At 73.3% G+C, this 25,201-nt stretch carries 21 protein-coding genes, 1 tRNA gene and 1 pseudogene; 10 read left to right on the top strand and 13 right to left on the bottom strand.

Translation table 11 applies throughout. From position 1 onward, the window contains the following. Nucleotides 1-101 precede the first annotated feature (101 nt). Nucleotides 102-1,538: a GH1 family beta-glucosidase gene (locus AB0K80_RS08125; RefSeq protein ID WP_365667052.1), complete on the top strand. Its 1,437-nt coding sequence runs from the start codon at nucleotides 102-104 to the stop codon at nucleotides 1,536-1,538. A gap of 66 nt (nucleotides 1,539-1,604) precedes the next feature. Here the strand turns inward: AB0K80_RS08125 and AB0K80_RS08120 are convergent. The 9 genes and pseudogenes from AB0K80_RS08120 to AB0K80_RS08080 all read right to left on the bottom strand — a co-directional run. Beyond that, nucleotides 1,605-1,930, bottom strand: a pseudogene (locus tag AB0K80_RS08120) (PIN domain nuclease); the annotation flags it as partial. A 32-nt stretch (nucleotides 1,931-1,962) separates the two neighbouring features. Next, nucleotides 1,963-3,960 carry a beta-galactosidase gene (locus AB0K80_RS08115; RefSeq protein ID WP_365667050.1) on the bottom strand — a complete coding sequence of 666 codons (1,998 nt, stop codon included), beginning with the start codon at nucleotides 3,958-3,960 and terminating at the stop codon, nucleotides 1,963-1,965. Further along, complete coding sequence (locus AB0K80_RS08110; RefSeq protein ID WP_365667048.1) at nucleotides 3,957-5,270, bottom strand: glycoside hydrolase family 36 protein; 1,314 nt, start codon at nucleotides 5,268-5,270, stop codon at nucleotides 3,957-3,959. Before AB0K80_RS08110 ends, AB0K80_RS08115 begins: the two co-directional genes overlap by 4 nt. Nucleotides 5,271-5,313: 43 nt before the next feature. Then, nucleotides 5,314-6,207 (bottom strand): carbohydrate ABC transporter permease, encoded by an 894-nt coding sequence (locus AB0K80_RS08105; RefSeq protein WP_365667047.1) that lies wholly within the window; start codon nucleotides 6,205-6,207, stop codon nucleotides 5,314-5,316. Next, nucleotides 6,204-7,193 carry a sugar ABC transporter permease gene (locus AB0K80_RS08100; RefSeq protein ID WP_365667045.1) on the bottom strand — a complete coding sequence of 330 codons (990 nt, stop codon included), beginning with the start codon at nucleotides 7,191-7,193 and terminating at the stop codon, nucleotides 6,204-6,206. The genes AB0K80_RS08105 and AB0K80_RS08100 overlap by 4 nt, the downstream gene beginning before the upstream one ends. Nucleotides 7,194-7,226: 33 nt before the next feature. After that, entirely contained in the window at nucleotides 7,227-8,555 is a 1,329-nt protein-coding gene (locus AB0K80_RS08095) for an ABC transporter substrate-binding protein (protein WP_365667043.1), read from the bottom strand. Nucleotides 8,556-8,870: 315 nt separating this feature from the next. Next, nucleotides 8,871-10,379, bottom strand: a complete 1,509-nt coding sequence (locus AB0K80_RS08090) for a cellulose binding domain-containing protein (RefSeq protein WP_365667041.1) — start codon at nucleotides 10,377-10,379, stop codon at nucleotides 8,871-8,873. Nucleotides 10,380-10,495: 116 nt separating this feature from the next. Next, a complete protein-coding gene (locus tag AB0K80_RS08085) occupies nucleotides 10,496-11,896 on the bottom strand; it encodes a HAMP domain-containing sensor histidine kinase (protein ID WP_365667039.1) in 1,401 nt (466 codons plus the stop codon). Continuing rightward, nucleotides 11,893-12,600, bottom strand: a complete 708-nt coding sequence (locus AB0K80_RS08080) for a response regulator transcription factor (RefSeq protein WP_365667037.1) — start codon at nucleotides 12,598-12,600, stop codon at nucleotides 11,893-11,895. Before AB0K80_RS08080 ends, AB0K80_RS08085 begins: the two co-directional genes overlap by 4 nt. Nucleotides 12,601-12,697: 97 nt before the next feature. Here AB0K80_RS08080 and AB0K80_RS08075 point away from each other — a divergent pair, with 97 nt between their 5' ends. Beyond that, a complete protein-coding gene (locus AB0K80_RS08075) occupies nucleotides 12,698-13,228 on the top strand; it encodes a hypothetical protein (RefSeq protein ID WP_365667035.1) in 531 nt (176 codons plus the stop codon). A 1-nt stretch (nucleotide 13,229) separates the two neighbouring features. On the opposite strand, the gene AB0K80_RS08070 is transcribed toward AB0K80_RS08075, so the two are convergent. Together AB0K80_RS08070 and AB0K80_RS08065 are read right to left on the bottom strand one after the other, a co-directional pair. After that, the gene (locus AB0K80_RS08070; protein ID WP_365667034.1) at nucleotides 13,230-14,099 is read right to left on the bottom strand and encodes a fused MFS/spermidine synthase; all 870 of its coding nucleotides are present in this window, start codon (nucleotides 14,097-14,099) and stop codon (nucleotides 13,230-13,232) included. A 98-nt stretch (nucleotides 14,100-14,197) separates the two neighbouring features. Next, nucleotides 14,198-14,623: a hypothetical protein gene (locus AB0K80_RS08065; protein ID WP_365667032.1), complete on the bottom strand. Its 426-nt coding sequence runs from the start codon at nucleotides 14,621-14,623 to the stop codon at nucleotides 14,198-14,200. A gap of 297 nt (nucleotides 14,624-14,920) precedes the next feature. On the opposite strand from AB0K80_RS08065, the gene AB0K80_RS08060 reads away from it, so the two are divergent. Then, nucleotides 14,921-16,363 (top strand): hypothetical protein, encoded by a 1,443-nt coding sequence (locus tag AB0K80_RS08060; protein WP_365667030.1) that lies wholly within the window; start codon nucleotides 14,921-14,923, stop codon nucleotides 16,361-16,363. A 54-nt stretch (nucleotides 16,364-16,417) separates the two neighbouring features. Here AB0K80_RS08060 and AB0K80_RS08055 read toward each other — a convergent pair whose 3' ends face one another. Then, nucleotides 16,418-17,017 carry a histidine phosphatase family protein gene (locus AB0K80_RS08055; RefSeq protein ID WP_365667028.1) on the bottom strand — a complete coding sequence of 200 codons (600 nt, stop codon included), beginning with the start codon at nucleotides 17,015-17,017 and terminating at the stop codon, nucleotides 16,418-16,420. A gap of 191 nt (nucleotides 17,018-17,208) precedes the next feature. Between AB0K80_RS08055 and AB0K80_RS08050 the strand changes: the two genes are divergently transcribed. From AB0K80_RS08050 to AB0K80_RS08020, 7 genes are all read left to right on the top strand, one after another. Further along, entirely contained in the window at nucleotides 17,209-18,162 is a 954-nt protein-coding gene (locus AB0K80_RS08050; RefSeq protein ID WP_365667026.1) for a phosphatase PAP2 family protein, read from the top strand. Further along, nucleotides 18,113-19,300: a hypothetical protein gene (locus AB0K80_RS08045; RefSeq protein ID WP_365667025.1), complete on the top strand. Its 1,188-nt coding sequence runs from the start codon at nucleotides 18,113-18,115 to the stop codon at nucleotides 19,298-19,300. Before AB0K80_RS08050 ends, AB0K80_RS08045 begins: the two co-directional genes overlap by 50 nt. Next, nucleotides 19,291-20,883 (top strand): hypothetical protein, encoded by a 1,593-nt coding sequence (locus AB0K80_RS08040; RefSeq protein WP_365667023.1) that lies wholly within the window; start codon nucleotides 19,291-19,293, stop codon nucleotides 20,881-20,883. Before AB0K80_RS08045 ends, AB0K80_RS08040 begins: the two co-directional genes overlap by 10 nt. Further along, a complete protein-coding gene (locus tag AB0K80_RS08035) occupies nucleotides 20,880-22,214 on the top strand; it encodes an AAA domain-containing protein (RefSeq protein ID WP_365667021.1) in 1,335 nt (444 codons plus the stop codon). Before AB0K80_RS08040 ends, AB0K80_RS08035 begins: the two co-directional genes overlap by 4 nt. Nucleotides 22,215-22,452: 238 nt before the next feature. Then, a complete protein-coding gene (locus AB0K80_RS08030; protein WP_365667020.1) occupies nucleotides 22,453-22,818 on the top strand; it encodes a hypothetical protein in 366 nt (121 codons plus the stop codon). A gap of 129 nt (nucleotides 22,819-22,947) precedes the next feature. Continuing rightward, on the top strand, nucleotides 22,948-23,547 hold the full coding sequence (locus AB0K80_RS08025; RefSeq protein WP_365667018.1) for a bifunctional DNA primase/polymerase: 600 nt from the start codon (nucleotides 22,948-22,950) through the stop codon (nucleotides 23,545-23,547). Then, nucleotides 23,538-23,611 (top strand) — tRNA-Lys (locus tag AB0K80_RS08020). The genes AB0K80_RS08025 and AB0K80_RS08020 overlap by 10 nt, the downstream gene beginning before the upstream one ends. Before the next feature lie 52 nt (nucleotides 23,612-23,663). Here AB0K80_RS08020 and AB0K80_RS08015 read toward each other — a convergent pair. Beyond that, nucleotides 23,664-24,917, bottom strand: a complete 1,254-nt coding sequence (locus tag AB0K80_RS08015; protein WP_365667302.1) for a M6 family metalloprotease domain-containing protein — start codon at nucleotides 24,915-24,917, stop codon at nucleotides 23,664-23,666. Between the last annotated feature and the right edge of the window lie 284 nt (nucleotides 24,918-25,201).

Below are 25,201 nucleotides of genomic sequence, written 5' to 3'. Positions count from 1 at the left end.
TACGTCTCCAGGGGCCGGGTCACCGCCGCCTCGGCCCCTTTCCGTCCGTTTCCCTCCCCCTTCATCCGTCGGTCTCCACGACCACCAATGGGAGCGCTTCCATGCCTGACTCCGACAAGCCCGCGAACCCGGTGACCTTTCCTCCCGCCTTCCTCTGGGGCGCCGCGACCTCCGCGTACCAGATCGAGGGGGCGGTGCGGGAGGACGGGCGTACGCCGTCGATCTGGGACACCTTCAGCCACACCCCGGGCAAGACGGTCGACGGCGACCACGGTGACATCGCTGTCGACCACTACCACCGCTACCGCGACGACGTGGCGCTCATGGCCGAGCTGGGCCTGGGCGCCTACCGCTTCTCCGTCTCCTGGTCGCGCGTGCAGCCCACGGGCCGGGGCCCGGCCGTGCAGAAGGGCCTGGACTTCTACCGCCGCCTGGTGGACGAGCTGCTGTCGAAGGGCATCAAGCCGGCCGTCACCCTCTACCACTGGGACCTCCCGCAGGAGCTGGAGGACGCGGGCGGCTGGCCGGAGCGCGACACGGCGTACCGCTTCGCCGAGTACGCGCAGATCGTCGGCGAGGCGCTCGGCGACCGCGTGGAGCACTGGATGACGCTCAACGAGCCGTGGTGCAGCGCGTTCCTGGGCTACGCCTCCGGCGTCCACGCGCCCGGCCGCACCGACCCGGCGGCCTCGCTGCGGGCCGCCCACCACCTCAACCTGGCGCACGGCCTGGGCTCCACGGCGCTGCGGTCGGCGATGCCGGCCCGCAACTCGGTGTCGATCGCCCTGAACTCCGCGGTCGTCCGGCCCCTGTCGCAGGACCCCGCGGACCTGGCGGCGGCCCGGAAGATCGACGACCTGGCCAACGGCGTCTTCCACGGCCCGCTGCTGCACGGCGCCTACCCGCAGTCGCTGTTCGAGGCGACGGCCGCGGTCACGGACTGGTCGTTCGTCCTGGACGGCGACACCGCGCAGATCAACCAGCCGCTGGACGCCCTCGGCCTCAACTACTACACGCCCACCCTGGTCTCGGCGGCGGACCCGGCCGCGAAGGGCCCCCGGGCGGACGGGCACGGCGCGAGCGAGCACTCGCCGTGGCCTGGCGTGGACGACGTGGCCTTCCACCAGAGCCCCGGTGAGCGCACCGCGATGGGCTGGACGGTCGACCCGTCGGGCCTGCACGAGCTGATCATGCGCTACACGCGGGAGGCCCCCGGCCTGCCCCTGTACATCACGGAGAACGGCGCGGCCTACGACGACAAGCCCGGCTCCGACGGCTCGGTCCACGACCCGGAGCGCATCGCCTACCTGCACGGCCACCTGTCGGCGGTACGCCGGGCCATCACCGACGGCGCGGACGTGCGCGGCTACTTCCTGTGGTCCCTGCTGGACAACTTCGAGTGGGCGTACGGCTACGGCAAGCGCTTCGGCGCGGTGTACGTCGACTACGTCACCCTGGAGCGCACCCCCAAGTCGAGCGCCCTGTGGTACTCCCGCGCGGCCCGGACGGGCACGCTGCCGGAGGTGGAGGCGGTCTGAGCCACTGAGGAAACGGGGGCGGGGCGCGGCACCAGGGGGAGGTGCCGCGCCCCGGCGGTTCCGTGGTCAGAGGCTGCCCCGGGGGGCGAGCCACTGGGTCGGCTGCCCGGTCACGGTTGCGATGGTCTCGAAGTCGTTGTCGTAATGGAGCAGGAGAGCCCCTGGAGCTCGGCGGTCGCGGCGACGAGCAGGTCCACCGCGCCGGCGGAACGATGCCTGCCCTTCTCGGTGAGCTCCCGCTGCACGTCCCAGGCGCGGGTCACGGCCCGGTCGTCCAGCGGGGTCCAGCCGAACAACGCGTCGAGGTCCCGGACGAGGTCGCCACGGTCCTCGGCGTTCCTGGCGCAGGAGAGGAACTCGACCTCTGTGAGAGGGCAGCGGGCGATCAGGCCCTCCTCCAGCGGCCACGGGCGGCCCGATGCGCTCAGCGCGGTTCCCGTACCACCACCACATCCCCGGCCGGGACGGTCACCGCGCCCGGGGCCGGCTTGCCCGTCAGCAGGTCGACGCCGTCGGCCGACACGGTGACCTCGGCGTCCCGGCCGCCGTGGTTGATCAGGAAGAGATAGTCCGCCTCCGTACCCCGGCGCAGCACCGCCTCCACGCCCGGCGCCGTCGCGCGGACCGGCCGTACTCCGGCCTCCGCGCGCACGCGGTCCAGCAGCGCCGCCAGGGTGTCCGGGTCGGGGAGCGTGGCCAGGTACCAGGTGGTGCCCTGGCCGTGGGTGTGGCGGGTGACCGCCGGGACGCCGGTGAGCGGGCCGGAGGTGTACGACGTGACGGCCTCGGCGCCGGCCAGGGCGACGCGCTCGGACCAGAGGGTGGCGGTGCCGCCGCCGTCGAGGTGCAGCGTCTCGCCGGGCAGGAGGGGGAAGAGCTCGTCGGTGCGGACGCCGAGCGCCTCGCGGAACGCGCCCGGGTAACCGCCCAGCCTTACATGGCAGTTCTCGTCGACCATGCCGCTGTGGAAGCCGACCACCAGGGTGCCGCCGCGCTCGGCGAAGCCGGTCAGGTTCGCCGCGCCCGCGTCGTCGACCAGGTACAGGGCCGGGGCCAGGACCAGGCGGTAGGCGGACAGGTCCGCGTCGGGCCGGACGAAGTCGACCGCGACACCCGACCGCCACAACGGCTCGTACCAGGCCCGCACGACGTCCAGGTAGCGGACCTCCTCGCTCGGCTGGGAGGGCAGCTCCAGGGCCCAGCGGGCCTGGTAGTCCCAGACGATCGCCACCTCGGCCGCGCCGGTGCTGCCGCGCACCTCGGCCAGTGCCTTCAGGTCGGCGCCCAGCCGGACCACGTCACGCCAGATCTGGCTGTCCGTGCCGGTGTGCGGCAGCATCGCCGAGTGCCACTGTTCGGCGCCCGCCCGGGCCGCGCGCCACTGGAAGTAGGCGATGCCGTCGGCCCCGCGCGCCACATGCGCGAGCGCGTTGCGGCGCAACTCCCCCGGGTTCTTGGCCCGGTTGACAGGCTGCCAGTTGACCGCGCCGGTCGAGTGCTCCATCAGCAGCCACGGGCCGCCCGCCAGGGAGCGCACCAGGTCGCCGCTGAGCGCGATGTCGATCTGCGACGCCGGGTCGGTGGAGCGAAGGTAGTGGTCGTTGGAGACGAGGTCCAGCTCCGGGGCCCAGCGCCAGTAGTCCAGGGCGTCGAAGCTGAAATTCACCATGAAGTTGGTGGTGGCGGGCGTGGCCGGGGCCGCCTCGCGCAGCACGTCCCGTTCCGCCGTGTACAGCGACAGCAGCTCGTCGCAGCAGAAGCGGCGCCAGTCCAGCTGGTGGGTGGGGTTGGGGACGGCGCCCGTCGCGCGCGGGGGCAGGATCTCGTCCCAGTCGTAGTACCACTGGCTCCAGAAGGTGGTGCCCCAGGCGTCGTTCAGCGCGTCGAGGGTCGGGTACCTCGCGCGCAGCCACCGGCGGAACGCCGCCGCGCTCGTGTCGCAGTAGCAGGCGGCGTTGTGGCAGCCGTACTCGTTGTGGACGTGCCACATCACGACCGCCGGGTGGTCGGCGTAGCGCTCGGCCAGGGCACGGGTGATGCGCAGGGCCGCCTCGCGGTAGGCCGGGCTGGAGGGGCAGAAGGTCTGGCGGCTGCCGTACGACAGCCGCCGCCCGTCGCGGTCGACCGGGAGCGCCTCGGGGTGCTCGCGGAAGAACCACGCCGGCGGCGCCGCCGTCGGGGTGGCGAGGTCGGCCGCGATGCCGTTGTCGTGCAGCAGTCCGAGGATCTTGTCCATGCGCGTGAAGTCGTACACGCCCTCGGACGGCTCCAGCAGCGCCCAGGAGAAGATGCCGACGCTGACCATGGTCACCCCGGCCTCGCGCATCAGGCGTACGTCCTCGTCCCACACCTCCTCGGGCCACTGCTCGGGGTTGTAGTCGCCGCCGTAGGCGATGCCGGGGACGGACAGGGTGCGCTTCATCGGGCGGCTCCTTCGAGGAGGCGGCGGGTCGTCGTCACGCCCCACTCGTCCAGGGACAACAGGCGGTCGCTGGAGGCCATCAGGCCGCCGGTGGCCTCCACGTGCGCGGCCCAGCGCTCACGGGTCTCCACCGCGGGACGGGCCATCAGGCAGTCCGGGTCGTTGATCCAGAGCCGGCCGTGCTGCCACTGGCGGCCCACGCCGGTGAACTCGGCCGGGGCCTGGCCCGGCTGGCTGAAGTCGTCGGCCTCGGGACGGCGGTGCGGTGCCGTGTCGGGGCTGACCCGCATCGCGTCGAACAGGCCGAGGGACGGCAGGATCGGCGCGCCGCACCCCAGCAGGTACGCCTCCGGCCCGATCGCCTCCCTGATCAGCCGGATGCAGGACCGGTACGCCTGAAGGGCGTCGACGTCCGCGTGCCGGACGCCGTCCATGGCGCCCGCGTAGAGGAAGTCGACCTTGAAGTAGTCGTAGCCCTCTTCCCGCAGGGTGGTGAACACCTCGGTGAGGTACGCCGCCGCCTCCGGGTGGGTGGTGTCCAGGACGTACAGGTCGTGGCCCCAGTTGTGGCCGGCGTGCAGCGGGGTGCCGTCGGGGTCGCGCACCAGCCACTCGGGGTGCTCGGTGGCCAGGGCGCTCGCCGGGGCCACCAGGAACGGGGCCGTCCAGATGCCGGCCCGGCGGCCCCTGGCCCGGATCTTCTCCGCGATGTCGGCCCGGGAGCGGAACCGGCCGGAGAGCGTCAGCCAGTCGCCGAGGGCCTGCTGGTAGCCGTCGTCGATCTGGACGACGTCGATGGGCAGGTCGAGGGTGTCCATCGCCCGCAGGTTCTCGTGGATGTCGTCCTCGGTGACGTCGGTGAAGTACTCGTACCAGGAGCACCAGACGGTCGGCGCCGGGCGGGGCGCGGGGAGGCCGAGGCTCGCGGCCCACTCGGCGAGCAGACGCTGGATGTCCGTGCCCGTCCACTCCTTCACCGGGCCGTCGGCGGTGACCTCGGCGCGGTCGCCGTGCACCGTGAGGCGGATCGAGGGCACCTGACGCGTCGGCTCGGCCGCCGCCCACAGCCGCACCGGCGAGCCGTCACCCGCGTCCAGCGCGAGCAGGCCCTCGCCCTGGAAGACCCCGGCGGGGACGGTCACGCCCGGGCGGTAGCAGAGGGTCGCGAAGGTGTCGTTCGCCGGGCGGTAGGGCAGCCCGTCGAGGGCGTAGGCACCGCTGGGGCTCCAGGACTGCCAGCCCTCCTCGTGGACTCGGGCGGTCCGCACGTCCACGGGCACGCAGGCGACGGGGGTGAAGGGGTGGTGCACGGATGTTTCTCTTTCTCCGGGGGCTTCTCCGGGGGCCGGTGTGTCAGCCCTTGTTGGCGCCCAGGGTGAGGCCGCTGACGAACTGCCGCTGCAGGGCGAAGTAGACGATCAGGGTGGGGATCGCGGTGAGCAGGGCGCCGGCGGCGACCAGGTTGGGGTCGGTGAAGTACTGGCCGGAGAGGTTGTTCAGCGCCGAGGTGATCGGCATGTTCTCGCCGGTGGAGATCAGCACGATGGCCCAGAAGAAGTCGTTGTAGATCCAGATGGACAGCAGCGTGGCCAGGGCCGCCATGGCCGGCTTGCACAGCGGCAGGGTGATCTGCCAGTACAGCCGCCACACCGACGCGCCGTCGACCAGCGCGGCCTCGGTCAGCTCGTGCGGCAGGGAGCGCATGTAGTTGCTGAGCACGAAGGCGCAGAAGCCGGACTGGAACGCCACGTGGATGAGGACCAGCCCGAGGGCGGAGTCGTACAGCTTGCCGCTCATGGTGATGCCGGGCAGGTCGACGAGCAGGTACAGCCGGTACAGCGGGGTGATGATGACCTGCTGCGGCAGCAGGTTGCCGGCGGTGAAGACCAGCAGCAGGAACAGGTTGAGGCGGAAGTCGAAGCGGCTGACGTAGAAGGCGACCATCGACGACAGCAGCAGGGTCAGCAGCACGGCCGGCACGGCGATGAGCAGCGTGTTGCCGAAGTAGTGCAGCATGTCCGACTGCTGGAAGGCGTTGACGAAGTTGTCCAGGCTGAGCTTGTCCGGCCACGACACATAGCCCTTGGCGCTGGTCTCGCCGTAGGGCCGCAGCGCGGCGAAGACCGCCCACAGCAGCGGGGCCAGCCAAGCCAGCGCGGTCACGGTCAGGAAGGTGTGCAGCAGGATCCGGGCCGGGCGGATCGGGGTGCGCTGCTTGAGCGAAGCAGCGCCGGTGACGGTGCTCATGCGCTCCGCTCCTTCCGGAAGGTGGCGATCAGGTAGGGGATGATCACCGCGAGGGAGATCACCAGCAGCACGACGGCGATGGCGGAGCCGTATCCGATGCGGCTGGACTCGCCGATGATGTTGTTGGTGACCAGGATCGAGAGCAGCTCGGTGCCCTGGGCGCCCTTGTTGAAGACGAAGACCAGGTCGAACGCGCGCAGCGCCTCGATGATCGTCACCACGAGGACGACGGTGTTGGTGGGGCGCAGGGTGGGGAAGATGACGTTCTTGAACGTCTGCCACTCGTTGGCGCCGTCCAGCGCGGAGGCCTCCCGCAGCGAGGGGTCGACGCTCTTCAGGCCGGCGAGGTACAGGATCATCATGTAGCCGGCGTGCCGCCAGGAGGCCGCGATCAGGATCGCCCACAGGTTGAGCTTGGGGTCGCCGATCCAGTCGATGTAGTGGCCGGGCTCGTTGGCGCCGATGATGCTGTTGATCAGGCCGGTGTCGGGGTTGTAGACCAGCTGCCAGACGAAGCCGATGCAGGCCATGGAGATGACCACCGGCAGGAAGAACGCGGTCTGGTAGACGCGGCTGAAGCGGATCCGCTTGTCCAGCTGGACGGCCAGGAACAGGCCCAGCGGCGTCGGGACGAGGATGAGCACCACGAACCAGATGACGTTGTGCTCGACGGCCGGCCAGAACTGCGGGTTGCTGGTGAACAGTTCGCGGAAGTTCTGCAGGCCGACCCACTTGATGGAGTCGAAGCCGATGCCGTCCCAGGTGGTGAAGGCGAGCGCGATCGAGGCGAGCGCCGTCAGCCAGACGAGGGCGACGTGCAGGATCGTCGGGACGCCCGCCATCAGGGCGAGCGTGATCCGGTCGCGGCGGGTGAGCAGGCGGGCGTGCCCGTGGGCCGCCTTGCCGCTCTTGGTCGGGGACACGGGGGCGGGCCCCGGAGCCGGCGCGGTGGCCGTCTCCGGGACCTGGGCGGGGGTGGCAGTCATGTCAGTCGCTTACGTCGTCGCGTCACCGGTCCCTTACGAGGAGGCGAAGATCGTCTTCTTCTGGCGCTCGATCGACGACAGGATGCTGTCGATGTTCTTGGGGTTGCGGATGAAGTTCTGCAGCGCGGGCTGCATCACCGTGGAGGTGAAGTCCGGACGCGAGTCACGGTCCATGAACTGCGTCAGGCTCTTGGCCTTCGAGATCATCTCGTACGACTTCTTCTGCAGCGCGGTGTAGGACGAGGTGTCCGCCTTGGTGGAGGCGGCGACCACGCTGGAGTCGGCCTTGAGGTAGATCTGCTCGGCCTCCGGCGTGCCCAGGAACTCCAGCAGCTTCACCGCGCCGGCGTGGTTCTTCGGCGCCTTGGAGAGCATGAACCCGTCGGTGGGGGCCTCGACGGTGTCCTGCCCGAACTGCGGGTCGATCTCGGGGAAGGCGAAGAAGTCCAGGTCGTCCAGGTCGGCCTTGTCGGTGAACTGCTGGCCCACGAAGGTGCCCAGCAGGTACATGCCCGCCTTCTTCGACACCAGCGTCTGCGCCGCGTCCTGCCAGGTGCGGCCGACCGCGCCCTCCTGGTGGTAGGGCAGGATCTCGCTCCACAGGTCGAAGACCTTGCGCACCTTGGCGTCCGTCCAGGAGGCCTTGCCCGCCATCAGCTCGACGTGGAAGTCGTAGCCGTTGGCGCGGAAGTTGATCTGGTCGAAGGTGCCCATCGCCGGCCAGGCGTCCTTGTCGCCGAACGCGATCGGGACCAGGCCGTCCTTCTTCATCTGCTTGCACAGCGCCACGAACGCGTCCCAGGTGGTGGGGACCTTGTAGCCGTGCTGGGCGAAGACGCTCTTGCGGTAGAACACCGCCCACGGGTAGGTGTACAGCGGCACGAAGTAGTACTTGCCGTCCTCGCCCTTGGACAGCTTCTGCATCGCCTCGGGGAAGTTGCCGGCGATCTTCTGCCACACGTCGTCGATCGGGGTCGCCAGCTTCTTCGCCGCGAAGAACTGCATCCGGTACCCGGCGAACCACGTGAACACGTCGTCCGGCGTGCCCTGGAGGTAGGAGTTGATCTGCTCCTGGAACGTGTTGTGGTCCTTGGTGTTGACGGCGACCTTGATCCCGGACTGCTTGGTGAAGGCCGCGTAGATCTCCGCGAACGCCTTCTTCGGCACCGCGTCGGAGGCGTTCGAACCCAGTGAGACGGTCTTGGAGTCGGTGGCCGAACCGCTGCCGCCGCAGGCGCTCAGCAGGGGTATCCCGGCGCCGAGCAGGGCGGCACCGCCCACGCCGCGCAGCACCGAACGACGGCTGGGCGCGGACGCGGCGAGGTGGGCGGAGAGGGATCCGGAGGGGACGAGGTCGTGCATGGCGGCTCCTGAGGAAAAGATTCGGCCACAAACCGCGCGGGATCCGATCGGAATCGACCAGAAACCAACTTGACCGAACACGGTGGCGTAATAACAGCCGCAGGGGACGCCACGCGTCAAGAGCCGTCGGACGCCTCAGTCGAAATTTGTCGAAACGTAATCGACACGTCCGCACACCCCCAGGATGCGGGGCACAGCCGTGGAAAGGGTCAAGAGCGAGAAAAAAGCAAAGGAAAGGGACACATGGCGGATGGCCATGTGTCCCTGATCGCCGTGCGTTCCTGTGCGGGGCGTCAGCCCCGTACCGGTAAGGCCTTACCGGTAGGCCGCGAACGCCTTGGTGAAGGCGGACTTGTCCTGGAGGATCGAGCTGCAGGTCGCGTCGGCCACGGGCTTGGCGCCGCCCGGGCACTGCTGGTCGCGGGTGGCGGACCACATCGACAGCCAGCCGAGCCCCTTTGCCTTGGCGAAGGCCACCAGCTGGGTGGCGTCCTCGACCTGGAAGACCTCGGTGGTGACGTCGTTGACGCCGATCATCGGCGTGACGGCGACCGTCTTCCAGGCGGCCGCGTCGGACAGTCCGAGGACGCTTCTGATCTGGGCCTGGGTGGCGGTGGCGGCCTGTTCGGCGTAGGTGCCCATGTCACCGCTGTACGCCGGCCCGTAGTCCATCGCCATGATGTTGACGGCGTCGATCTCGACGCCGTTCTTCTTCGCGTCCGCCAGCAGGTTCACGCCGTCCTGGGTCAGGCCCTCGGGCATCACCGGGAGCGTGAAGGAGACGTCCAGGCCGGGGTGCCGCTGCTGGAGCTTGGCGATGGCCTGGGCGCGGCGGGTGTTGGCCGCGGCGTTCGGCAGCGCGCCGCCCTCCACGTCGAAGTCGACCTTGGTCAGCCGGTAGGCGTCCACGACCTTGCCGTACGCCGCCGCCAGTGCGTCGGCCGAGGCGCAGGTGGTGCCCAGCTCGGAGCCGGCCGCGCCGCCGAAGGAGACCCGGACGTCGCCGCCCTTGGCGCGCAGGGCGCCGATCTGGGCCGCGACCGCGTCGCTCGCCAGGTCGGTCACCCCGCCCCACTTGGGCGTGCAGCCGCCGCCGTCGGTGACGAAGGCCAGGTTGTAGTCCTTGACGCCGGTGGCCTGGGCGTGGGCGACCAGGTCGAACGCCGGATAGAGCGAGGTGTCGACGTACGGGGCGAAGCGGGCGGCGGCGGGGCTGCCGGTGCCCGGGCTCTGCGAGGGCTTCGGGGTGGCGGGGGCCGTGGGGGCGGGGCTCTGTGACGGGCTCCGCGACGGGTTCTGCGGGGTGGTCGGCGCCGGGGTGGGAGTGCCGGTGGGGCGGCCCGACGGCTCGGGCGTGGGAGTGCCGGTGGGGCGGCCGGACGGCTCGGGCGTGGCGCCCGCGTCCGTGGCGCAGGCCGCGCCGTCGATGCGGCAACCGGCCGGATCGCCGGTGCCGTTGACGACGAAGCCGACGGTGACCGACTCGCCGGCGGCGAGGCCGTCGGTGTCCCACTTCGGCGGTGTCACGGTGACGTGCTGTCCGCTGACCCGCGACTCGCCGTTCCACAGGGAGCTGAGCCTCGCCCCGGACGGCAGGTCGAACTCCAGCGTCCAGGCGGCCTTGGTCTGCCCGCTGGTGTTGGTGACGACGTACTGCCCGGTGTACCCCGTCGACCAGTCGCTGGTGCGGGTGTACGCAGCGCCGACTGCGGCCGCCTGGGCGGTGCCGGTGACCAGGAGCGCGCCGCCGCCGGCCAGGGCCGCGGCGACGACGGCGCCGATCACCTTGTTTCTGCCGCTCACCGTGCGCCGGTGCGTGCTCATCACGTGCCTGCCTTCGCTCTTCGGGTCCTCAAGGGGGTGGACGCGGCAGCACGCTAGCGATCGCGAACCGGGCAAAATGCCTGATCCGGACGGCGGTCGGTGATCTTAGGGTGCGCTTAAGGGAGGGATCGGGACCGGTTAAAGCCGGCGGCCAGGGCGGGGCGCCGGCGGCGGCGTACGGCTCCCCGGTGTCCCCTGCGCACCGGCTTCCTGCCGTCCAGCTGGAGCCACATGCGTATCTCCGTCCCGCCGAGCACGGACCTGCCGATCCGCACGTCCCCGCCGGTGGACTCCGCGAGCCGGCGCACGATGTCCAGGCCCAGCCCGGTCGACCCGTCGCTGCCGGAGCCGCGCCCCCGCGCCATCGCCGCGTCGGGGTCCGGTATGCCGGGCCCGGCGTCGGATACGAGGATGATCACCGCGTCGTCGCCGTTGTGCACGTCGACCGCGAAGGCGGTGCCCTCGGGCGTGTGCCGGAAGACGTTGCCGAGCAGCGCATCGAGCGCGGCGGCCAGGTCGGCGCGGGCCACGGGGAGGCGCACCGGCCGGTCGGCCCCGGCCATCCGCCAGGTGCGGCCCTCGTCCTCCGCGAGCGCCGACCAGAAGGCCATGCGGTCCCGGACCACCTCGGCGGCGTCGCACCCGGCGCCGGGACCGGCCGCGGCCGTCTGCGGCTTGGCCTCCCGGGCGGTACGGATGATGGTGTCCACCTCCCGCTCCAGCTGCTCGACGGCCGCCCGGGTCTGCTCGGCGGCCGGCCCGTCGCCGAGCGAGGCCGCGTTCAGCCGCAGCACGGTCAGCGGCGTACGCAGCCGGTGCGACAGATCGGCCGCCAACTCGCGTTCGTTGGCGAGGAGTTCGACGACCTGGTCGGCCATGGAGTTGAACGCCACCGCCGCCAGCCGCAGTTCGGTCGGCCCTTCCTCGGGCACGCGCGCGCCCAGCTTGCCCTCCCCCAGGTCCCGGGCGCCCCGGACCAGGCGCCGGGCGGGCCGCACCATGCGGACGCCGAGCCGGTCGGCGACCGCGACCGAGCCGACCACCAGCCCCACACCGACCGCGCCGAGCACCGCCCAGGCCGTGCCGACGCCGTTGGTGACCTCGGACTCGGGGACGTACACCTCCACCACGGCCACGCCGGAGCTCAGCGCGACCGGCTGGAGCAGGGTGGAACCGCCGGTGACCGTGCTGGTGGAGGCGCGTCCCAGGCTGCGTACGGCCGCGATGTCCTCGGCGGCGGCGCGCTGCCGGCCGAGGTGCAGGGCCGGCTCGCCGTCGCCCGCCGGCAGGTGGACGGCCAGGCCGGCGCCGGAGCCGGCGGAGGCGACGACGCGTTCGAGCTGGTCGCGGTCGGTGGTGATGGACAGGGCGGGGGCGAGGGCCGCGGCCTGGCGTTCGGCGTTGGAGAAGGCGCGGTCGCGGGCCATCTCCCGCACGACGAGCCCGAGCGGCACCGCGAAGGCGACCACGACCATGGTGGTCACCGCCAGTGCCACCTTCACCAGCGCCCACCTCATCGCGGCGGCTCCGCCCCGGCCGGCGGCTCCAGCTTCACGCCGACGCCCCGCAGCGTGTGCAGATAGCGCGGCTTGGCGGCGGTCTCCCCCAACTTCCGCCGCAGCCATGACAGGTGAACGTCTATGGTCTGGTCGTCCCCGTACGACTGCTGCCACACCTCCGCCAGCAGCTCCCGGCGCGGGACGACGACCCCGGGCCTGCGGGCCAGGAAGGCGAGCAGGTCGAACTCCCGGCGGGTCAGGTCCAGCCGTACGCCGTCCAACTCGGCCTGCCGGCGCAGCGGGTCGACGCTCAGGCCGCCGACGCGCAGCACGCTCGACGACTGGGCGTTGCCGGTGCCGGAGCGGGCCCGGCGCAGTACGGCCGCCATCCGCGCGGACAGGTGCTCCACGGAGAACGGCTTGGTCAGGTAGTCGTCCGCGCCCGCGTTGAGCAGCCGGACGATCTCCGCCTCGTCGTCCCGGGCGGTGGCGATGATCACCGGTACGTCGGTGACGCCACGCAGCATCTTCAGAGCCTCGGAGCCGTCCAGATCGGGCAGTCCGAGGTCCAGGATCACCACGTCGAACCGGACATGGGCGACCTCGCGCAGCGCCTCCAGGGCCGTCCCGACGCTGCGTACGGTGTGCGAGGCGTCGGTCAGGTGCCGGATGAGCGCCGAGCGTACGAACTGGTCGTCCTCGACCACGAGCACACTTGCCATGCGCCGCACCGTACGCCATGTCGAACAGCCGGGTGCGCGCCTGTGGACAACTCCCGTTCGCGACACGGGTGGGACGGGTGAGGCAGTATGGCCCGCGATGCGCAAAGGACTGGTACCCGTACTGGCCTGGCTGCTCGCCACGGGCGCGGCGGCCACGCTGTCGTGGTGGGGTGTGCACACGGTGCTGGCCGGCACCGCCTACGACCCGCCGCGTGCCCTGCCCGTCACGGCGGCCGGCGCGGCCTCGCGGGAGCCGGAGCCGCCGACGCCGTCACCGCGGCGCACGGCACCGGCGAAGAGCCCGTCGCCGAAGCCGCCCGTGACCCGCGAGCCGAGCGCCCCGGCGCCCCCGGCCACCCCGACGGCGCGCCCGAGCCGCTCCCCCGCGCCATCCCCCTCCGCCACGGGCCAGGTCAGGAGTTACGACACCGAGGGCGGACGGGCCGTGTTCGACCTCGGGGAGACCTCCGCGTCCCTGGTGTCGGCGACGCCCGCGGCGGGCTGGTCGATGCAGATGTGGAAGACGCAGACCTGGATCCGGGTGGAGTTCGCCTCGGGCGCGGACCGGGTGTCCGTCTTCTGCACCTGGCACGACGGCCCGCCCCGCGTGGACATCGGGACCTACTGACTCACCGGAACACGGAGGGCGGCGGGGCCGGTGATGCCACCGCGGCGACGTCCGTGACGGGTACGGCCCCGCCCGTGAAGTCGGTGAGCGCCCTGCCGTGTTCGACCCGGCCGGGATGCGGGTCGGAAGCGGCCCGGCGGGTCAGCTCGGCGACCGGCAGGGGCCGGTCGGCGGCGACCAGGACGGCGTTGCCGAAGCGTTTGCCGCGCAGCACGGCCGGATCGGCGACCAGCGCGAGCTCGGCGAAACGGGCGGCGGCGGTGGCGATCTGGCCGCGCAGGTGCGCCAGGGGCGGCCCGTCGGCGAGGTTGGCGGCGTAGACACCGCCCGGCGCGAGTGCCCGGCGCACGTCGTCGAGGAACTCGGTGGACGTCAGGTGGGCGGGGGTGCGGGCACCGCTGAACACGTCGGCGATGACGAGGTCGGCCCATCCGTCCGGCACCTTGGCCAGTCCGTCCCGGGCGTCGGCGGAGCGGACCCGGATCCGGGCGTTCGCGTCGAGCGGCAACGCGCGCCGGACCAGCTGGACGAGGGCCGCGTCCCGCTCGACGACCTGCTGGGTGGAGCGGGGCCGGGTGGCGGCGACGTACCGGGCGAGCGTGAACGCGCCGCCGCCCAGGTGGACGGCGCGCACGGGCTTGCCGGGCGGGGCGGCCAGGTCGATGACGTGCCCGAGCCGCCGCTGGTACTCGAAGGACAGATACGCCGGGTCGTCGAGGTCGACGTGCGACTGCGGAGCCCCGTCGATCACCAGGGTCCAGGCCCGGGCCCGTTCCCGGTCGGGGATCAGCTCGGCGAGCCCGCCGTCGACCTGCTCGACGACCGCTTCGACGGCGACCGACCTGCGCCGGGCGTTCCTGGACTTTCCCACCCGGCCATTATCGGGGCCGTGCCCGGCCGCGTTGCGCCCGGAGTCAACCTCCCCGCCCGGCCCCGGCGTCGCCCTGGCGTCGCCTCACTCAGCCGGTGTCAGATGCAGCTGTCCGCGGCCCTGAGGACGCGCGCCGCCTCGCCCAGGGCCGCGCGCAGTACCACGGGGTCCGTGGCCCGCTCCGCCTCGCCGGGGGGCAGCAGCCAGGCAGCGCCCTCCAGCGGTGGCTCCGGTGGCGCCAGGCTGACCCCGCGGCCAAGGGTCTGGGTGCACGTACTGCCCGGGACGTCCCAGCCCGCGGCGGTCCCCGGCGGCACCAGGAACCCGAGGGTGTCGCCGCCGCCGTCGTGCAGGACGGGGCCCACCGCCTCGCCGGCTCCGCGTCGCAGGAGGTCGATCGCCTCCAGGCCCTGCCGTGCCGGAACCGTCACGACATCGCACCCGGCCGCCGCGGGCGGGGGCAGCGGGCCGGCCGCCGGCCTGCCCGGCGTACGAGGAGTGTTGCTCTGGCTGGTCGTCACCATCCCGGCCTCCACCACGAGAACCCCTGCTTGGACGAGCGGTCGGGAGTCGGGGGCCTCCCGGTCCACGGGGTTCAACGCGCGGGGCCGTCAACGGCTACGGCGGAACTGTGCCGCAAAGGATGGCACTTCATGGCAGATCGCGCATGAGATATCCGGTTTGTCGCCAAACCTCGCGTGACGGCTCCGGCACAGCCGGTACGTTCGTGCCCGCCGGACACCGGGCACGCCATCACGGCGGAACACCAGAACTGCCCCGGCCCCGGCATGGTTCGACGGTTCGCACGAGAGGACCCGGCCATGGCGTCGTCAACGGTGACCTCGTCCCCCTCCCACCGGCCACCGCGGCCGAACCTCGTCTTCCGGCAGCTGCGCGGACAGCGCTCGCCCGCCGAGTTCGCCGCGGCGATCCGGCGGGCCGCCCGCGAGATCGGCGAGCAGGTCAGCTGCGACGCGCGCTACATCGGCCGGGTGGAATCGGGCGAGATCCGCTGCCCCAACTACGCCTACGAACGGGTGTTCTTGCACATGTTCCCCGGTCGCACGCTCACCGACCTGGGCTTCGCGCCCCGCTCGTCCGTACGCGGACGCCGGGCGCGCGACGCCGACGACACACCCCCGGCGCACACCGCGAACCCGACGAACACCACGAGTGAGACAACCGGGGCCTACGAGTCGTATGAGACACGGGACCCGAACGACCCGCACGACAACCACGAGGAGAGCGACGTGCTGCGTCGCGCATTCATGACCGGCGGAGGCGCCACCGTGGCCGCCGCCTCGCTGGGCCCCCTGGGGCTCGCCTTCGACGCCGCGGCGGCGGGACGCCCTGCGCGCCGCGCCGGGGCGAGCGACGCCGGCGCCCTGGAAGAAACCGTCCGCCGCATCCGGGTGCTGGACGACCGGCACGGCGCGGACGGCCTCTACCGGCGGGCGGCCGCCCCGCTGCGCGCGGCGTACGCGCTGCTGGACGCCGGGACGACCCGGCAGACCACCGCCGACCGGCTGTACTCGGGCGCCGGTGAACTGGCCATCTCCGTGGGCTGGCTGGCGCACGACTCGGGGCGCTTCGACGACGCGCGCTCCCACTACGCCGAGGCCCTGGCCACGGCCCGGATGAACGGCGACGCGGCCCTGGAGGCGCACGCCTTCTGCAACACGGCGTTCCTCGCGCGGGACGCGGGACGGCCCCGTGAGGCGGTGCGGGCGGCCCAGGCCGCGCAGCGCGCCGCCCGCCCCCTGGGCTCACCGCGCCTGATGTCCCTGCTGGCGCTGCGCGAGGCGGGCGGCTGGGCGGGCCTGGCCGACCGGGTCGGCTGCGAGCAGGCCCTCGCCCGGGCGCACGCCCTGTTCGAGCGGGGCCCCTCAGACGCCGACCCCGAGTGGATGACCTTCTACGGCGAGGCCGAGCTGGAGGGCCTGGAGGCGCAGTGCTGGTCGACGCTGGGCGACTGGCGGCGGGCGGCCCGGCACGCGCGCCGGGCGGCGGAGCTCCAGGACCCGCACTTCACGCGCAACCGGGCGCTGTACACGGCCGAGCTGGCCGACGACCTGGCCAGGGGCGGCCGCCCGGACGAGGCCGCGGCGGCCGGCATGCGGGTGCTGGACCTGCTGGAGGAGGTCCAGTCGTCCCGGATCCACCGCATGCTGGCCGGGACGGCCCGGGTCCTGCTGCCCCACCGCCGCGCCTCGGGGGTGTCGGCGTTCCTGGACCGGCACGCCTCCGTGCCGCGCAAGGCGTGAGACCGGCACGCCTCCGTCCGCGCCGGGCGGGAGCCGGGTGCGGCCCGGGACTGCTCAGGCAGCCGCCAGGTGCCCGAGGTCGTTCCAGCTCTCGATGGCGGGCTCCCCGTAAGCCCACCCCAGCACCGACAGCGACGTCGGGTTCAGCCGTATCCGCGCCGCGAAGTCCAGCGGGAGCCCCAGCCACCGGGCCCCGATGGACCGCAGGATGTGCCCGTGGGCGAACACCAGCACGTCCCGGTCCTGCGACCGCGCCCAGGACACCACCTCGTCCGCCCGGGCGGTCACCTCGGCCAGGGTCTCGCCCCCGGGCACCCCGTCGCGCCAGATGAGCCAGCCGGGCCGCAGGGCCTGTATCTCCTCGGGGGTCAGGCCCTCGTACGCCCCGTAGTCCCACTCCATCAGGACGTCCCAGGCGCGCGCGCGTTCCCCGAAGCCCGCCAGTTCGCACGTCTCACGCGCGCGTGCCAGCGGGCTGGTGCGCACCTCGACGCCGGGCAGGCCGTCGTACGGCGCCCGGTACAGCCGCTCACCGAGCAGCTTGGCGCCCCGGCGGCCCTCCTCCAGCAGGGGCACATCGGTCCGGCCGGTGTGCTTGCCGGACAGCGACCACTGCGTCTGTCCGTGCCGGGCCAGCAGGATGCGCGGTGCCATGGGGGACCTCTTCGGAAGAAAAACGCAGGCGGAACCTCCCCATCATCGCGCACGCTGTTCCGGGGCAACCCCAGGGGCGATCTCGACGTCTTTGAGGGCCGGAGGCGCCCGCCGGGGGGGCGCACGTACGCCGTAGAGTGGCACGGCCGGCCGACCGGGGGCGCCGCGCGGAGAAGGGGGAGGGCGATCGGATGCCGGACACCGAGAGACCGGGCACCGAGGAGCCCTTGGCGACCCGGCTGCGCTGGTGGACGGAGCTGCCGCTGATCCTGCTGGTGTACGCCTGCTACTCGGCGGGGCGGCTGCTGGTCCGGGGCGATGTCTCGGACGCCGTCGGCCACGGTCTGGCGATCCTGCGCGTCGAGAAGCTGCTGCACCTCAACGCCGAGCACCCGCTGAACCGTCTCTTCACCCGCGAGCCGTGGCTCGGCATACCGGCCGACTTCTGGTACGCGTCGCTGCACTACCTGGTCACGCCCGCGGTTTTGGTCTGGCTGTTCCGCTCCCGCAGCCGGCACTACCGCGCCGCGCGCACCTGGCTGATGACGTCCACGTTCCTCGGCCTGATCGGCTTCAGCCTGCTGCCGACCTGCCCGCCCCGGCTGCTGGACGCGGGCCACGGCTTCGTGGACACGATGGCCCACTACAGCTCCTACGGCTGGTGGGGCGGCGAGGCCAGCGCGCCGCGCGGGCTGGGCGGCATGACCAACCAGTACGCGGCCATGCCGAGCCTGCACGTGGGCTGGGCGCTGTGGTGCGGAGTGATGCTGTGGCGGTACGGCGGGACGCGCACCGCGAAGGCCGCGGGCGTGGTCTACCCGCTGGTGACGACGATCGTGGTGATGGGCACCGCGAACCACTACTTCCTCGACGCGGTCGCGGGCGCGGCGGTGATGGGCGCCGGGCTGCTGCTGGCACCGGTGGTGATGCGGACCGTGGACCGGGTCCTGGCGCGCCCGGTACCGGCGGCCACACCGGTCGCGGCGGCCACGTCCGGCGCAGGTTCCCCGATTGTCAGTGCCGGATGCCAGACTTCCGCGGGTGAGCGAATTCCACGGCAGCGCGAGTCACGGTTCGCAGGCGGAGCCGAGCCGAGTGCCTCCCCCACGGACGCGGGGGAAGGCGCTGCGGCACCGGCTCGCTGAGCTGCGCGGTCCGGACGTACCGGCCAAGGCGCTGGACGCGCGCGCCCTGGCCGCCCTGGCCGCCAACCCGGGCTGCGCGCGGCGCGCGATCCTCGACGGCGCCGGGGTGGACAAGGCGGCGCTGGCGGGCGCGCTGGGCGCGCCGTCGGCGTTCGGTCAGTCGCAGTTCGCGCTGACGCGCGGCAACGCGTTCGAGGCGAAGGTGAAGGCGGACGGCGGCGCGGAACTGCTGCGGCTGGCGCACGAGAAGCTGGACCGGTCCGCCGAGCCGCCCGCCGGCGCGCAGGTGCCCGACCTGTCCGCGCCGGGCCCGCAGGGGCGCACGGAGCGTACGGCCCTGGCGCTGCGCGAGGCCGCCGGGCGCCCGGGCGGCTGGACGCTGCTGGACCACCCGATGCTGGCGCTGGACGTGGCGGGCGCGCCCGCGTTCCTGGAGCCGGACGCGGTGGTGGTGCACCCGGACGGCAGCTGGACGGTCGTGGAGATCAAGTCGTTCCCGATGCTGGACGGCGCCGCGGACCCGGCGAAGGTCGGCGCGGCGGCCCGGCAGGCGGCGGTGTACGTGCTGGCGCTGGAGGAGATCGCGGCCCGGCTCGATCCGGTCCCGCGGGTGCGGCACCGGGTGCTGCTCGTGTGCCCGAAGGACTTCTCCAACCTGCCCACCGCGTCCGCCGTGGACATCCGCAAGCAGCGCGCGGTGACCGCCCGCCAGCTGGCCCGGCTCACCCGCATCGAGGAGATCGCCGACGCGCTCCCCGAGGGCGTGTGCTTCTCGCCCGAGCTGCCCGCCGAGCGGTTGACGCAAGCCGTCGAGTCGGTTCCGGCGACGTACGCGCCCGAGTGCCTGTCCGCGTGCGAGCTGGCCTTCCACTGCCGCGCCCGGTCCCGCGAGCGCGGCGCGGTGACCACGCTCGGCCGCCCGGTGCGGGCCGAACTGGGCGGCCTGACGACGGTCGGCGACGTCCTGGCCGCGGCCCGCGGCGAGGCCGGCGACCCGTCCGACCCGGCGGTGGCGGCCCTGCGCCGGGCGGCGGCCCTGCGCGCGGAGGCGCTGCGGGGCCCGGGGAGCACGGGGAGTGGCACGGGGAGCGGGGGCACGGCGGGTACGGCCGCCCTGGAGGAGGCGGCATGTCGCTGATCGCCACGCTCGCCCGCCTCGAGGCGGTCCGCACCGGCCGCGCGCAGCCCGCCGCGACCGTCCGGCACCGGCACCTGTCCGAGCGGCCCCTGGTCTTCGTGCCGCTCACCACCGCCGGTGAGGCGGGCGCCCCGCTCGGCGCGCTGGTGGGCACCGACCGGGACGCCCCGCACCTGCTGGTCGTGCCGCAGCCGCGCGACCGCGACCTGCGCTTCGCGTTCCTGGCCGAACTCGCCGACATCGTGCTGCCGTACGTCGACGCGTACGCCGGCACGGTCGAGCCCGCCGAGCGCACCGAGACCGACCCGGAGACCGGCAAGCGCGTCAAGGTCGAGGTCGACCTGTGCGCGGACGCGCCGCAGCTGATCGTGCCGAGCCGCGCGGGCATCGACTTCGTGCGGCTGCTGGGCCGCTCCATGCGTTTCCGGCGTACGGCGGAGCAGGACCCTGAGGCGCCCTATCCGGCGCCGCCGCGGGTGCCGCTGCTCGGCCGGTGGCTGACGCACTTCGCGGAGCGGGCCCGGGTGCCCGGTTCGTCGCTGCTGCTGGCCATGACGGACGTGCTGTCCCGGCACTGGGCGACCGGCCAGTCCACCCTGGAGGACCAGCACCTGGGGGCGCTGCTCGCCTGGATCGCGCCGCCGCAGGGCATGTCCGGGGCCGAGGCCGCGCTCAAGGCGGAGCTGGAGCGGGACGCGGGGGGCCAGCTGACCTGCCCGCCCGCCGGTCCGGCCACCGACCCGGCCTTCGACAACAAGCTCCTCGCCCCGGCCATCGAGCGCTACGACCGCGCCCGCACCGCGCTCGCCGCCGCCGAGGACGGCCTGGAGGCCGACACCCGGCTCGCCGCGCTGACCGGCGCGGAGCGGGAGATCCGCGACCTGGTGCTCAGCCGCACCCTGCCCACCTGGGAGAAGGTCTGGCAGGGCCTGGACCTGCTGCGGGAGCTGCCCGAGGGGGCACATGTCGAGGAGCGGTGGACGCGCGACCGCTGGTCGTTCACCGGCCACCGCGACCGCGTCCTGGCCGGCGAGCCGCCGCAGCCGCGCCGCGACGACGCGGTCACCGCGGCCAACAAGCTCGCCGCCCGGGAACGCGAACAGGCCCGCCTGGACGCCCACGAGGCCCTCGACGACCCGCTGGTGATGGCGGCGCGGCGGCTGTCCGGGGAGGCGTTCGCGGGCGAGGTCACCGACGTCGTCATGGCGTACAGCGAGGGCAGACGGCCCAGCCCCCGCCCCCTGGTCACGGTCCGCACCGACGACCGGCCGCACCTCGCCGAGCGGGCGAAGGTGTACCGGTCGCTGGGCGGCCGGCCGCAGACGGCTCAGTTCGTGGCGTACGAGGACGACGGGGCCGCGGTCGTGCTGCGGATCCTCGACAAGATGGGCCGCGGCAAGGAGCCCGAGGCCGGGTCGGTGCCGGAGAAGGGGGACCTGGTCTGCTTCACGCTGTTCGAGCACGAGCCGCGTGGCGGCGCGAAGCTGCCCGACCCGGAGGAGACGCCGTGGACGCACGGCGGGCCGCCCGGTGAGGCACCCCTGGAGGCGGCCGACCCGGTGACCGAGGAGGACGTGCTGTGACCACCGTGTTCGACCCCGCGGCCGCCGCGGCCGAGGCCACCGGCGCGATCCTGAACGACACGCTGCGCGGCACCGCGCGCGGGGTGGTCGTCGACTCCCCGCCCGGCGCCGGCAAGTCCACGCTGGTGGTCCGGGCCGCCCTGGAACTGGCCGACGCGGGCCGCCCCCTGATGATCGTCGCGCAGACCAACGCCCAGGTCGACGACCTCGTCCTGCGGCTCGCGGAGAAGAACCCCGAGCTGCCGGTGGGCCGCCTGCACAGCAGCGAGCCCGACCCGTACGACCGGGCGCTCGACGACCTGCCGCAGGTACGGAAGTCGGCGAAGGCCGCCGACCTGACCGGCCTGCCGGTGGTGATCTCGACGGCGGCCAAGTGGGCGCACGTCAAAGTCGACGAGCCCTGGCCGCACGCCATCGTCGACGAGGCGTACCAGATGCGCTCCGACGCGCTGCTCGCGGTGGCCGGGCTGTTCGAACGGGCGCTGTTCGTGGGCGACCCGGGGCAGCTGGACCCCTTCGCGATCGTGGGCAGCGAGCAGTGGGCGGGTCTGTCGTACGACCCGTCCGCCTCGGCGGTGACGACGCTGCTGGCCCACAACCCGGACCTGCCGCAGCACCGCCTGCCGGTGTCCTGGCGTCTGCCGGCCTCGGCGGCACCGCTGGTGTCGGACGCGTTCTACCCGTACACGCCGTTCCGCAGCGGCACCGGGCACGGCGACCGCCGCCTGACCTTCGCCGTTCCGTCGGACGGCTCGGGCCCGGACCGGGTGCTCGACGAGGCGGCCGAGTCCGGCTGGGGCCTGCTGGAGCTGCCCGCCCGGCACACCCCGCGCACCGACCCGGAGGCGGTACGGGCGGTGGCGACGGTCGTACGGCGCCTGCTGGACCGCGGCGGCGCGGCGCTCTCCGAGCGCGAGGCGGCTGCGGTGCCGCTGACCGCCGACCGGATCGCGGTCGGTACGGCCCACCGGGACCAGGCGGCGGCGGTGCGGGCGGCGCTGGCCGAGCTGGGCGTGGCGGACGTCACCGTCGACACGGCCAACCGCCTCCAGGGCCGTGAGTACGACGTCACGGTCGTCCTCCACCCGCTCTCCGGCCGCCCCGACGCCACGGCCTTCCACCTGGAGACCGGCCGCCTGTGCGTGCTGGCCTCCCGCCACCGGCACGCGTGTGTGGTGGTGTGCCGGGCGGGCGTGGACGAGCTGCTGGACGCCTACCCGTCGACGGAGCCGGTCCAGCTGGGGACGGTGGTGAAGTTCCCGGACGGCTGGGAGGCCAACCACGCGGTCCTCGCACACCTGGCGCAACACCGGGTCCCCTGGCACCCCTGAGCGGCCGGCACCCTCGCCCCTGCCGACCGGCCGGGAGCAGCAACCGTGAGCGGCCCGGCGCCCGGGGCGGTGGTGAGGCATGGCGGGCTGTGCGGAGGGGAAGCCAACCAGGCGGTGCGGTGCGTCCGGCCGCGCACCGGGTGCCGGGGCGTCCGCTCCGGCGGCCCTCTTGCGTCGGCGCGCGACAATGGACGGTGGCCCACCCCGGGTCATCCGCGACGTACGAGGAGGAGAAGACATGGCGGAGCAGACGCCGCGTCGTCACGAACCGCGGCTGCGCCCCGCGCCCCTGCTCTTCGAGCCCGCGGAGGCGGCCTCCGACCCCGAGCACTTCTTCGACCTGGAGTCGATCGACGACCCACGGGCGCTGCTGGAGCGGGCGACGGAGCTGACCCAGGCGTTCCGGGCCGCGGCGGACCGGGCCGTGGAGTTCCAGGCGATGGCGGCCGCGCAGCTCGCCGATCCCCGGCGGTTCGACCGGCTGACGACCGCGGACATCGCCGAGCGGGCCGAGTGGACCGAGGACTACGCCAAGAAGATGGTCGAGTTCGGCCGGGACCTGATGCGCGGCGGCGAGGGCCCGGGGCACGTCGACCCGGTGTGACGTGTGATCCGGAAAGGCAGCCTGGCATATGCCAGGTGGGCGGGCAGGTTACCCCGTCCCGGTGCTTCCTGTCCCAGTTTCCGGCAACCCACGGGAACCGCGTGCTCACGGCCGGTAGACCTGGACGACATGAGCAGCACATGGAACGTCTCGGACGTCACTTCGGACGGCGCCGCCTGGCTGGCCTCGGCAGGAACGTATCCGCGCAGCACGCTCGCCTACTGGGAGGAGCGCCCGCAGGCCCCGGTCGTGCTGCCGTGCGGCTCCGTGTTCGACGTGGTGAGCGCGCCCGCGGTGTTCGGGCGGCGGATGCTGGACCGGCTGTGGGACGAGGGACCCGGCTCGGGGCCGGTGGCGGAGTACCGCGGCCGGATGCTGCTGTTCGCGGCGCCGGGCACGGCTCAGCGGCTGCCGTCCCTGCTGGAGTGGGAGGAGTGGGGAGCCCGGGGCAGGGACGAGCGGGAGGGCGGCCGGCGGACGTCGATCCCGCCGCTGCTGTGCCACGGCACCGGCGACGCGGTGACCGTTCCGGCCCCGTGCGGCACCGCCTCCCCCGCCCGGCCCGGCTCCCGCTGGCTCGTCGCCCCCGACACCCGTCAGCCCTGGTTGCCGGGCCCGGAGGTGCTGCTGTGGGCGGCCGTACGGGCGGCCCGGGCGGCCGTGCGGATATCGATTTTTCCTCCCGCCGACCAGGGTGCTAAGGTCTACGACGTCAGCAGGCGCCGCTAGCTCAGTTGGTTAGAGCAGCTGACTCTTAATCAGCGGGTCCGGGGTTCGAGTCCCTGGCGGCGCACAGACGGCGAAAGGCCCCTCGCAGCAGCGAGGGGCCTTTCGCTTGCCATGATCTAGAGGACGGTGATCTTCACCGTCCAGGCCCCGGAGGCCGTGCGCCCCTCCACCTCCACGCGTACGCCCTCCCCCGGCACCGTGAAGCTCTCGCCGAGGGCGACCGGGGCGTCCGCGAGGGGCGGGTAGACGGAGTCCTCCCAGCAGGCCTCGGTGTGCGGGTGGGCGTCGATCACCTCGACCGGGCCGCCGCCGGACTGGGCCCCACTGCGCACCCGGTACACGAGCACCCCCTGCCGGCAGGCCGCCGTGTCGTTGCCCACCGGCCCGCGCGCCTCGAAGGCGAGCGCGCTCTCGGCGCCGGTGCGTACGACGGCCAGCTTGGTGCCCCGCCCGAGCCCGAAGGCCGGTGCCCCGGCGGCGCCCGTCACCGGCACCCCCGGCCCGGCCCCCAGCGGCTCCAGCGTCAGCCGCGCCGAGCCGCTCCGTACGCACGTCACCTGCCGGGGCTCCAGCCAGCCCAGCTTCCACTTGTGCCAGCCGAACAGGTCCGGGGCCAGCCCGAACTGGCTGCCCATCAGGTCCCAGTCGCCGACGTGGGTGTCCCAGTCGCCCTTGCCGTCCACGGGCCGGCGGTACAGGTCCGGCAGGTCGAAGACGTGTCCGGTCTCGTGCGCCAGGACCAGCCGGTCCGGGGGGTGCTGCTCGAACACCGTGACGACACGCCGGATGGCGGTGCCGTCGGCCCGCAGCGGGGTCTCCAGGTTGACGACCTTCGTGGCGTCGGAGTCCACACCGGGCGCGTCCGGATCGGCGACGAAGTAGACGACGTCGTAGCGCGAGAAGTCGACCTGGCCGTCGGCGGCGGCGAGCGCGTCGCGCAGGTAGGCGGCACGCTCCGGGGCCTTCCAGTCGCGCTGTATGGCGTACGCCGTGGACGGCTGCGGCATCCGGATCCAGTGGCCCAGGGCGTGCGGGCGCAGCTGGAAGCGGCCGTAGGAGGCGCGCGCGAAGAAGCGGGCGGTGACCGGGAAGTGGTCGGCGGTCAGCTGCTGCGGGGTGGTCAGCGGCTGCGCGTCCGGGAAGGACAGGAACACCAGCACCGCGTCCAGACTGCGGGCAGGGCGGGGGTAGGCGGCGTTCCAGGTGTCCAGGCCCTCGGAGTGGTGGGCGTCGGTGCGGGTCAGGACGCAGGGTGCCGCCGAGCGGGGCCCGGCGTCCGAGGGGCCGGCCATCAGGGAGGTGGCGGCGAGGGCCGACAGCGTGGTGCACACCGCCGCGGTGCTGCGCAACCGGGGCCGGGCCCGCGGCAGCAGGGGGGAGCGTGCCCTCAACGGCAGCCGGGGCCGCGCCCTCAGCGGACCGGGGAGCTGACGCGGCACAGTGACCTCCGGATGCGGTTCGCGGAACACCGCATCCAGCCTGTGTGTGTTTGTCGTACCGCGTCCTGTTTGTCTGCACCAGTCGGGTGAGAGTGCCGAGTTTTTGGGCGGGCGACGCCCCGAGGTCACTCACGGAACGTCACAACTGGTCGGGGGCCTGAAAGAGCCGTCCAGGTGTGGGCAGAAACGCTCGTCCAGGGCGGTGGATCGGTCTC

It is taken from the genome of Streptomyces sp. NPDC052682 (genome assembly GCF_040678435.1).
Classification (GTDB): domain Bacteria; phylum Actinomycetota; class Actinomycetes; order Streptomycetales; family Streptomycetaceae; genus Streptomyces.
The sequence above is the reverse complement of the archived record's forward strand: the minus strand, read 5'-3'. Positions and strand labels throughout refer to the sequence as shown.

Bases quoted from the DNA above. Each gene is read 5' to 3' on its own strand.
- AB0K80_RS08125 (WP_365667052.1), top strand. From the start codon at position 102: ATGCCTGACTCCGACAAGCCCGCGAACCCGGTGACCTTTCCTCCCGCC.
- AB0K80_RS08115 (WP_365667050.1), bottom strand. From the start codon at position 3,960: ATGAAGCGCACCCTGTCCGTCCCCGGCATCGCCTACGGCGGCGACTAC.
- AB0K80_RS08105 (WP_365667047.1), bottom strand. From the start codon at position 6,207: ATGAGCACCGTCACCGGCGCTGCTTCGCTCAAGCAGCGCACCCCGATC.
- AB0K80_RS08100 (WP_365667045.1), bottom strand. From the start codon at position 7,193: ATGACTGCCACCCCCGCCCAGGTCCCGGAGACGGCCACCGCGCCGGCT.
- AB0K80_RS08095 (WP_365667043.1), bottom strand. From the start codon at position 8,555: ATGCACGACCTCGTCCCCTCCGGATCCCTCTCCGCCCACCTCGCCGCG.
- AB0K80_RS08090 (WP_365667041.1), bottom strand. From the start codon at position 10,379: ATGAGCACGCACCGGCGCACGGTGAGCGGCAGAAACAAGGTGATCGGC.
- AB0K80_RS08085 (WP_365667039.1), bottom strand. From the start codon at position 11,896: ATGAGGTGGGCGCTGGTGAAGGTGGCACTGGCGGTGACCACCATGGTC.
- AB0K80_RS08080 (WP_365667037.1), bottom strand. From the start codon at position 12,600: ATGGCAAGTGTGCTCGTGGTCGAGGACGACCAGTTCGTACGCTCGGCG.
- AB0K80_RS08075 (WP_365667035.1), top strand. From the start codon at position 12,698: ATGCGCAAAGGACTGGTACCCGTACTGGCCTGGCTGCTCGCCACGGGC.
- AB0K80_RS08065 (WP_365667032.1), bottom strand. From the start codon at position 14,623: ATGGTGACGACCAGCCAGAGCAACACTCCTCGTACGCCGGGCAGGCCG.
- AB0K80_RS08060 (WP_365667030.1), top strand. From the start codon at position 14,921: ATGGCGTCGTCAACGGTGACCTCGTCCCCCTCCCACCGGCCACCGCGG.
- AB0K80_RS08055 (WP_365667028.1), bottom strand. From the start codon at position 17,017: ATGGCACCGCGCATCCTGCTGGCCCGGCACGGACAGACGCAGTGGTCG.
- AB0K80_RS08050 (WP_365667026.1), top strand. From the start codon at position 17,209: ATGCCGGACACCGAGAGACCGGGCACCGAGGAGCCCTTGGCGACCCGG.
- AB0K80_RS08040 (WP_365667023.1), top strand. From the start codon at position 19,291: ATGTCGCTGATCGCCACGCTCGCCCGCCTCGAGGCGGTCCGCACCGGC.
- AB0K80_RS08030 (WP_365667020.1), top strand. From the start codon at position 22,453: ATGGCGGAGCAGACGCCGCGTCGTCACGAACCGCGGCTGCGCCCCGCG.
- AB0K80_RS08025 (WP_365667018.1), top strand. From the start codon at position 22,948: ATGAGCAGCACATGGAACGTCTCGGACGTCACTTCGGACGGCGCCGCC.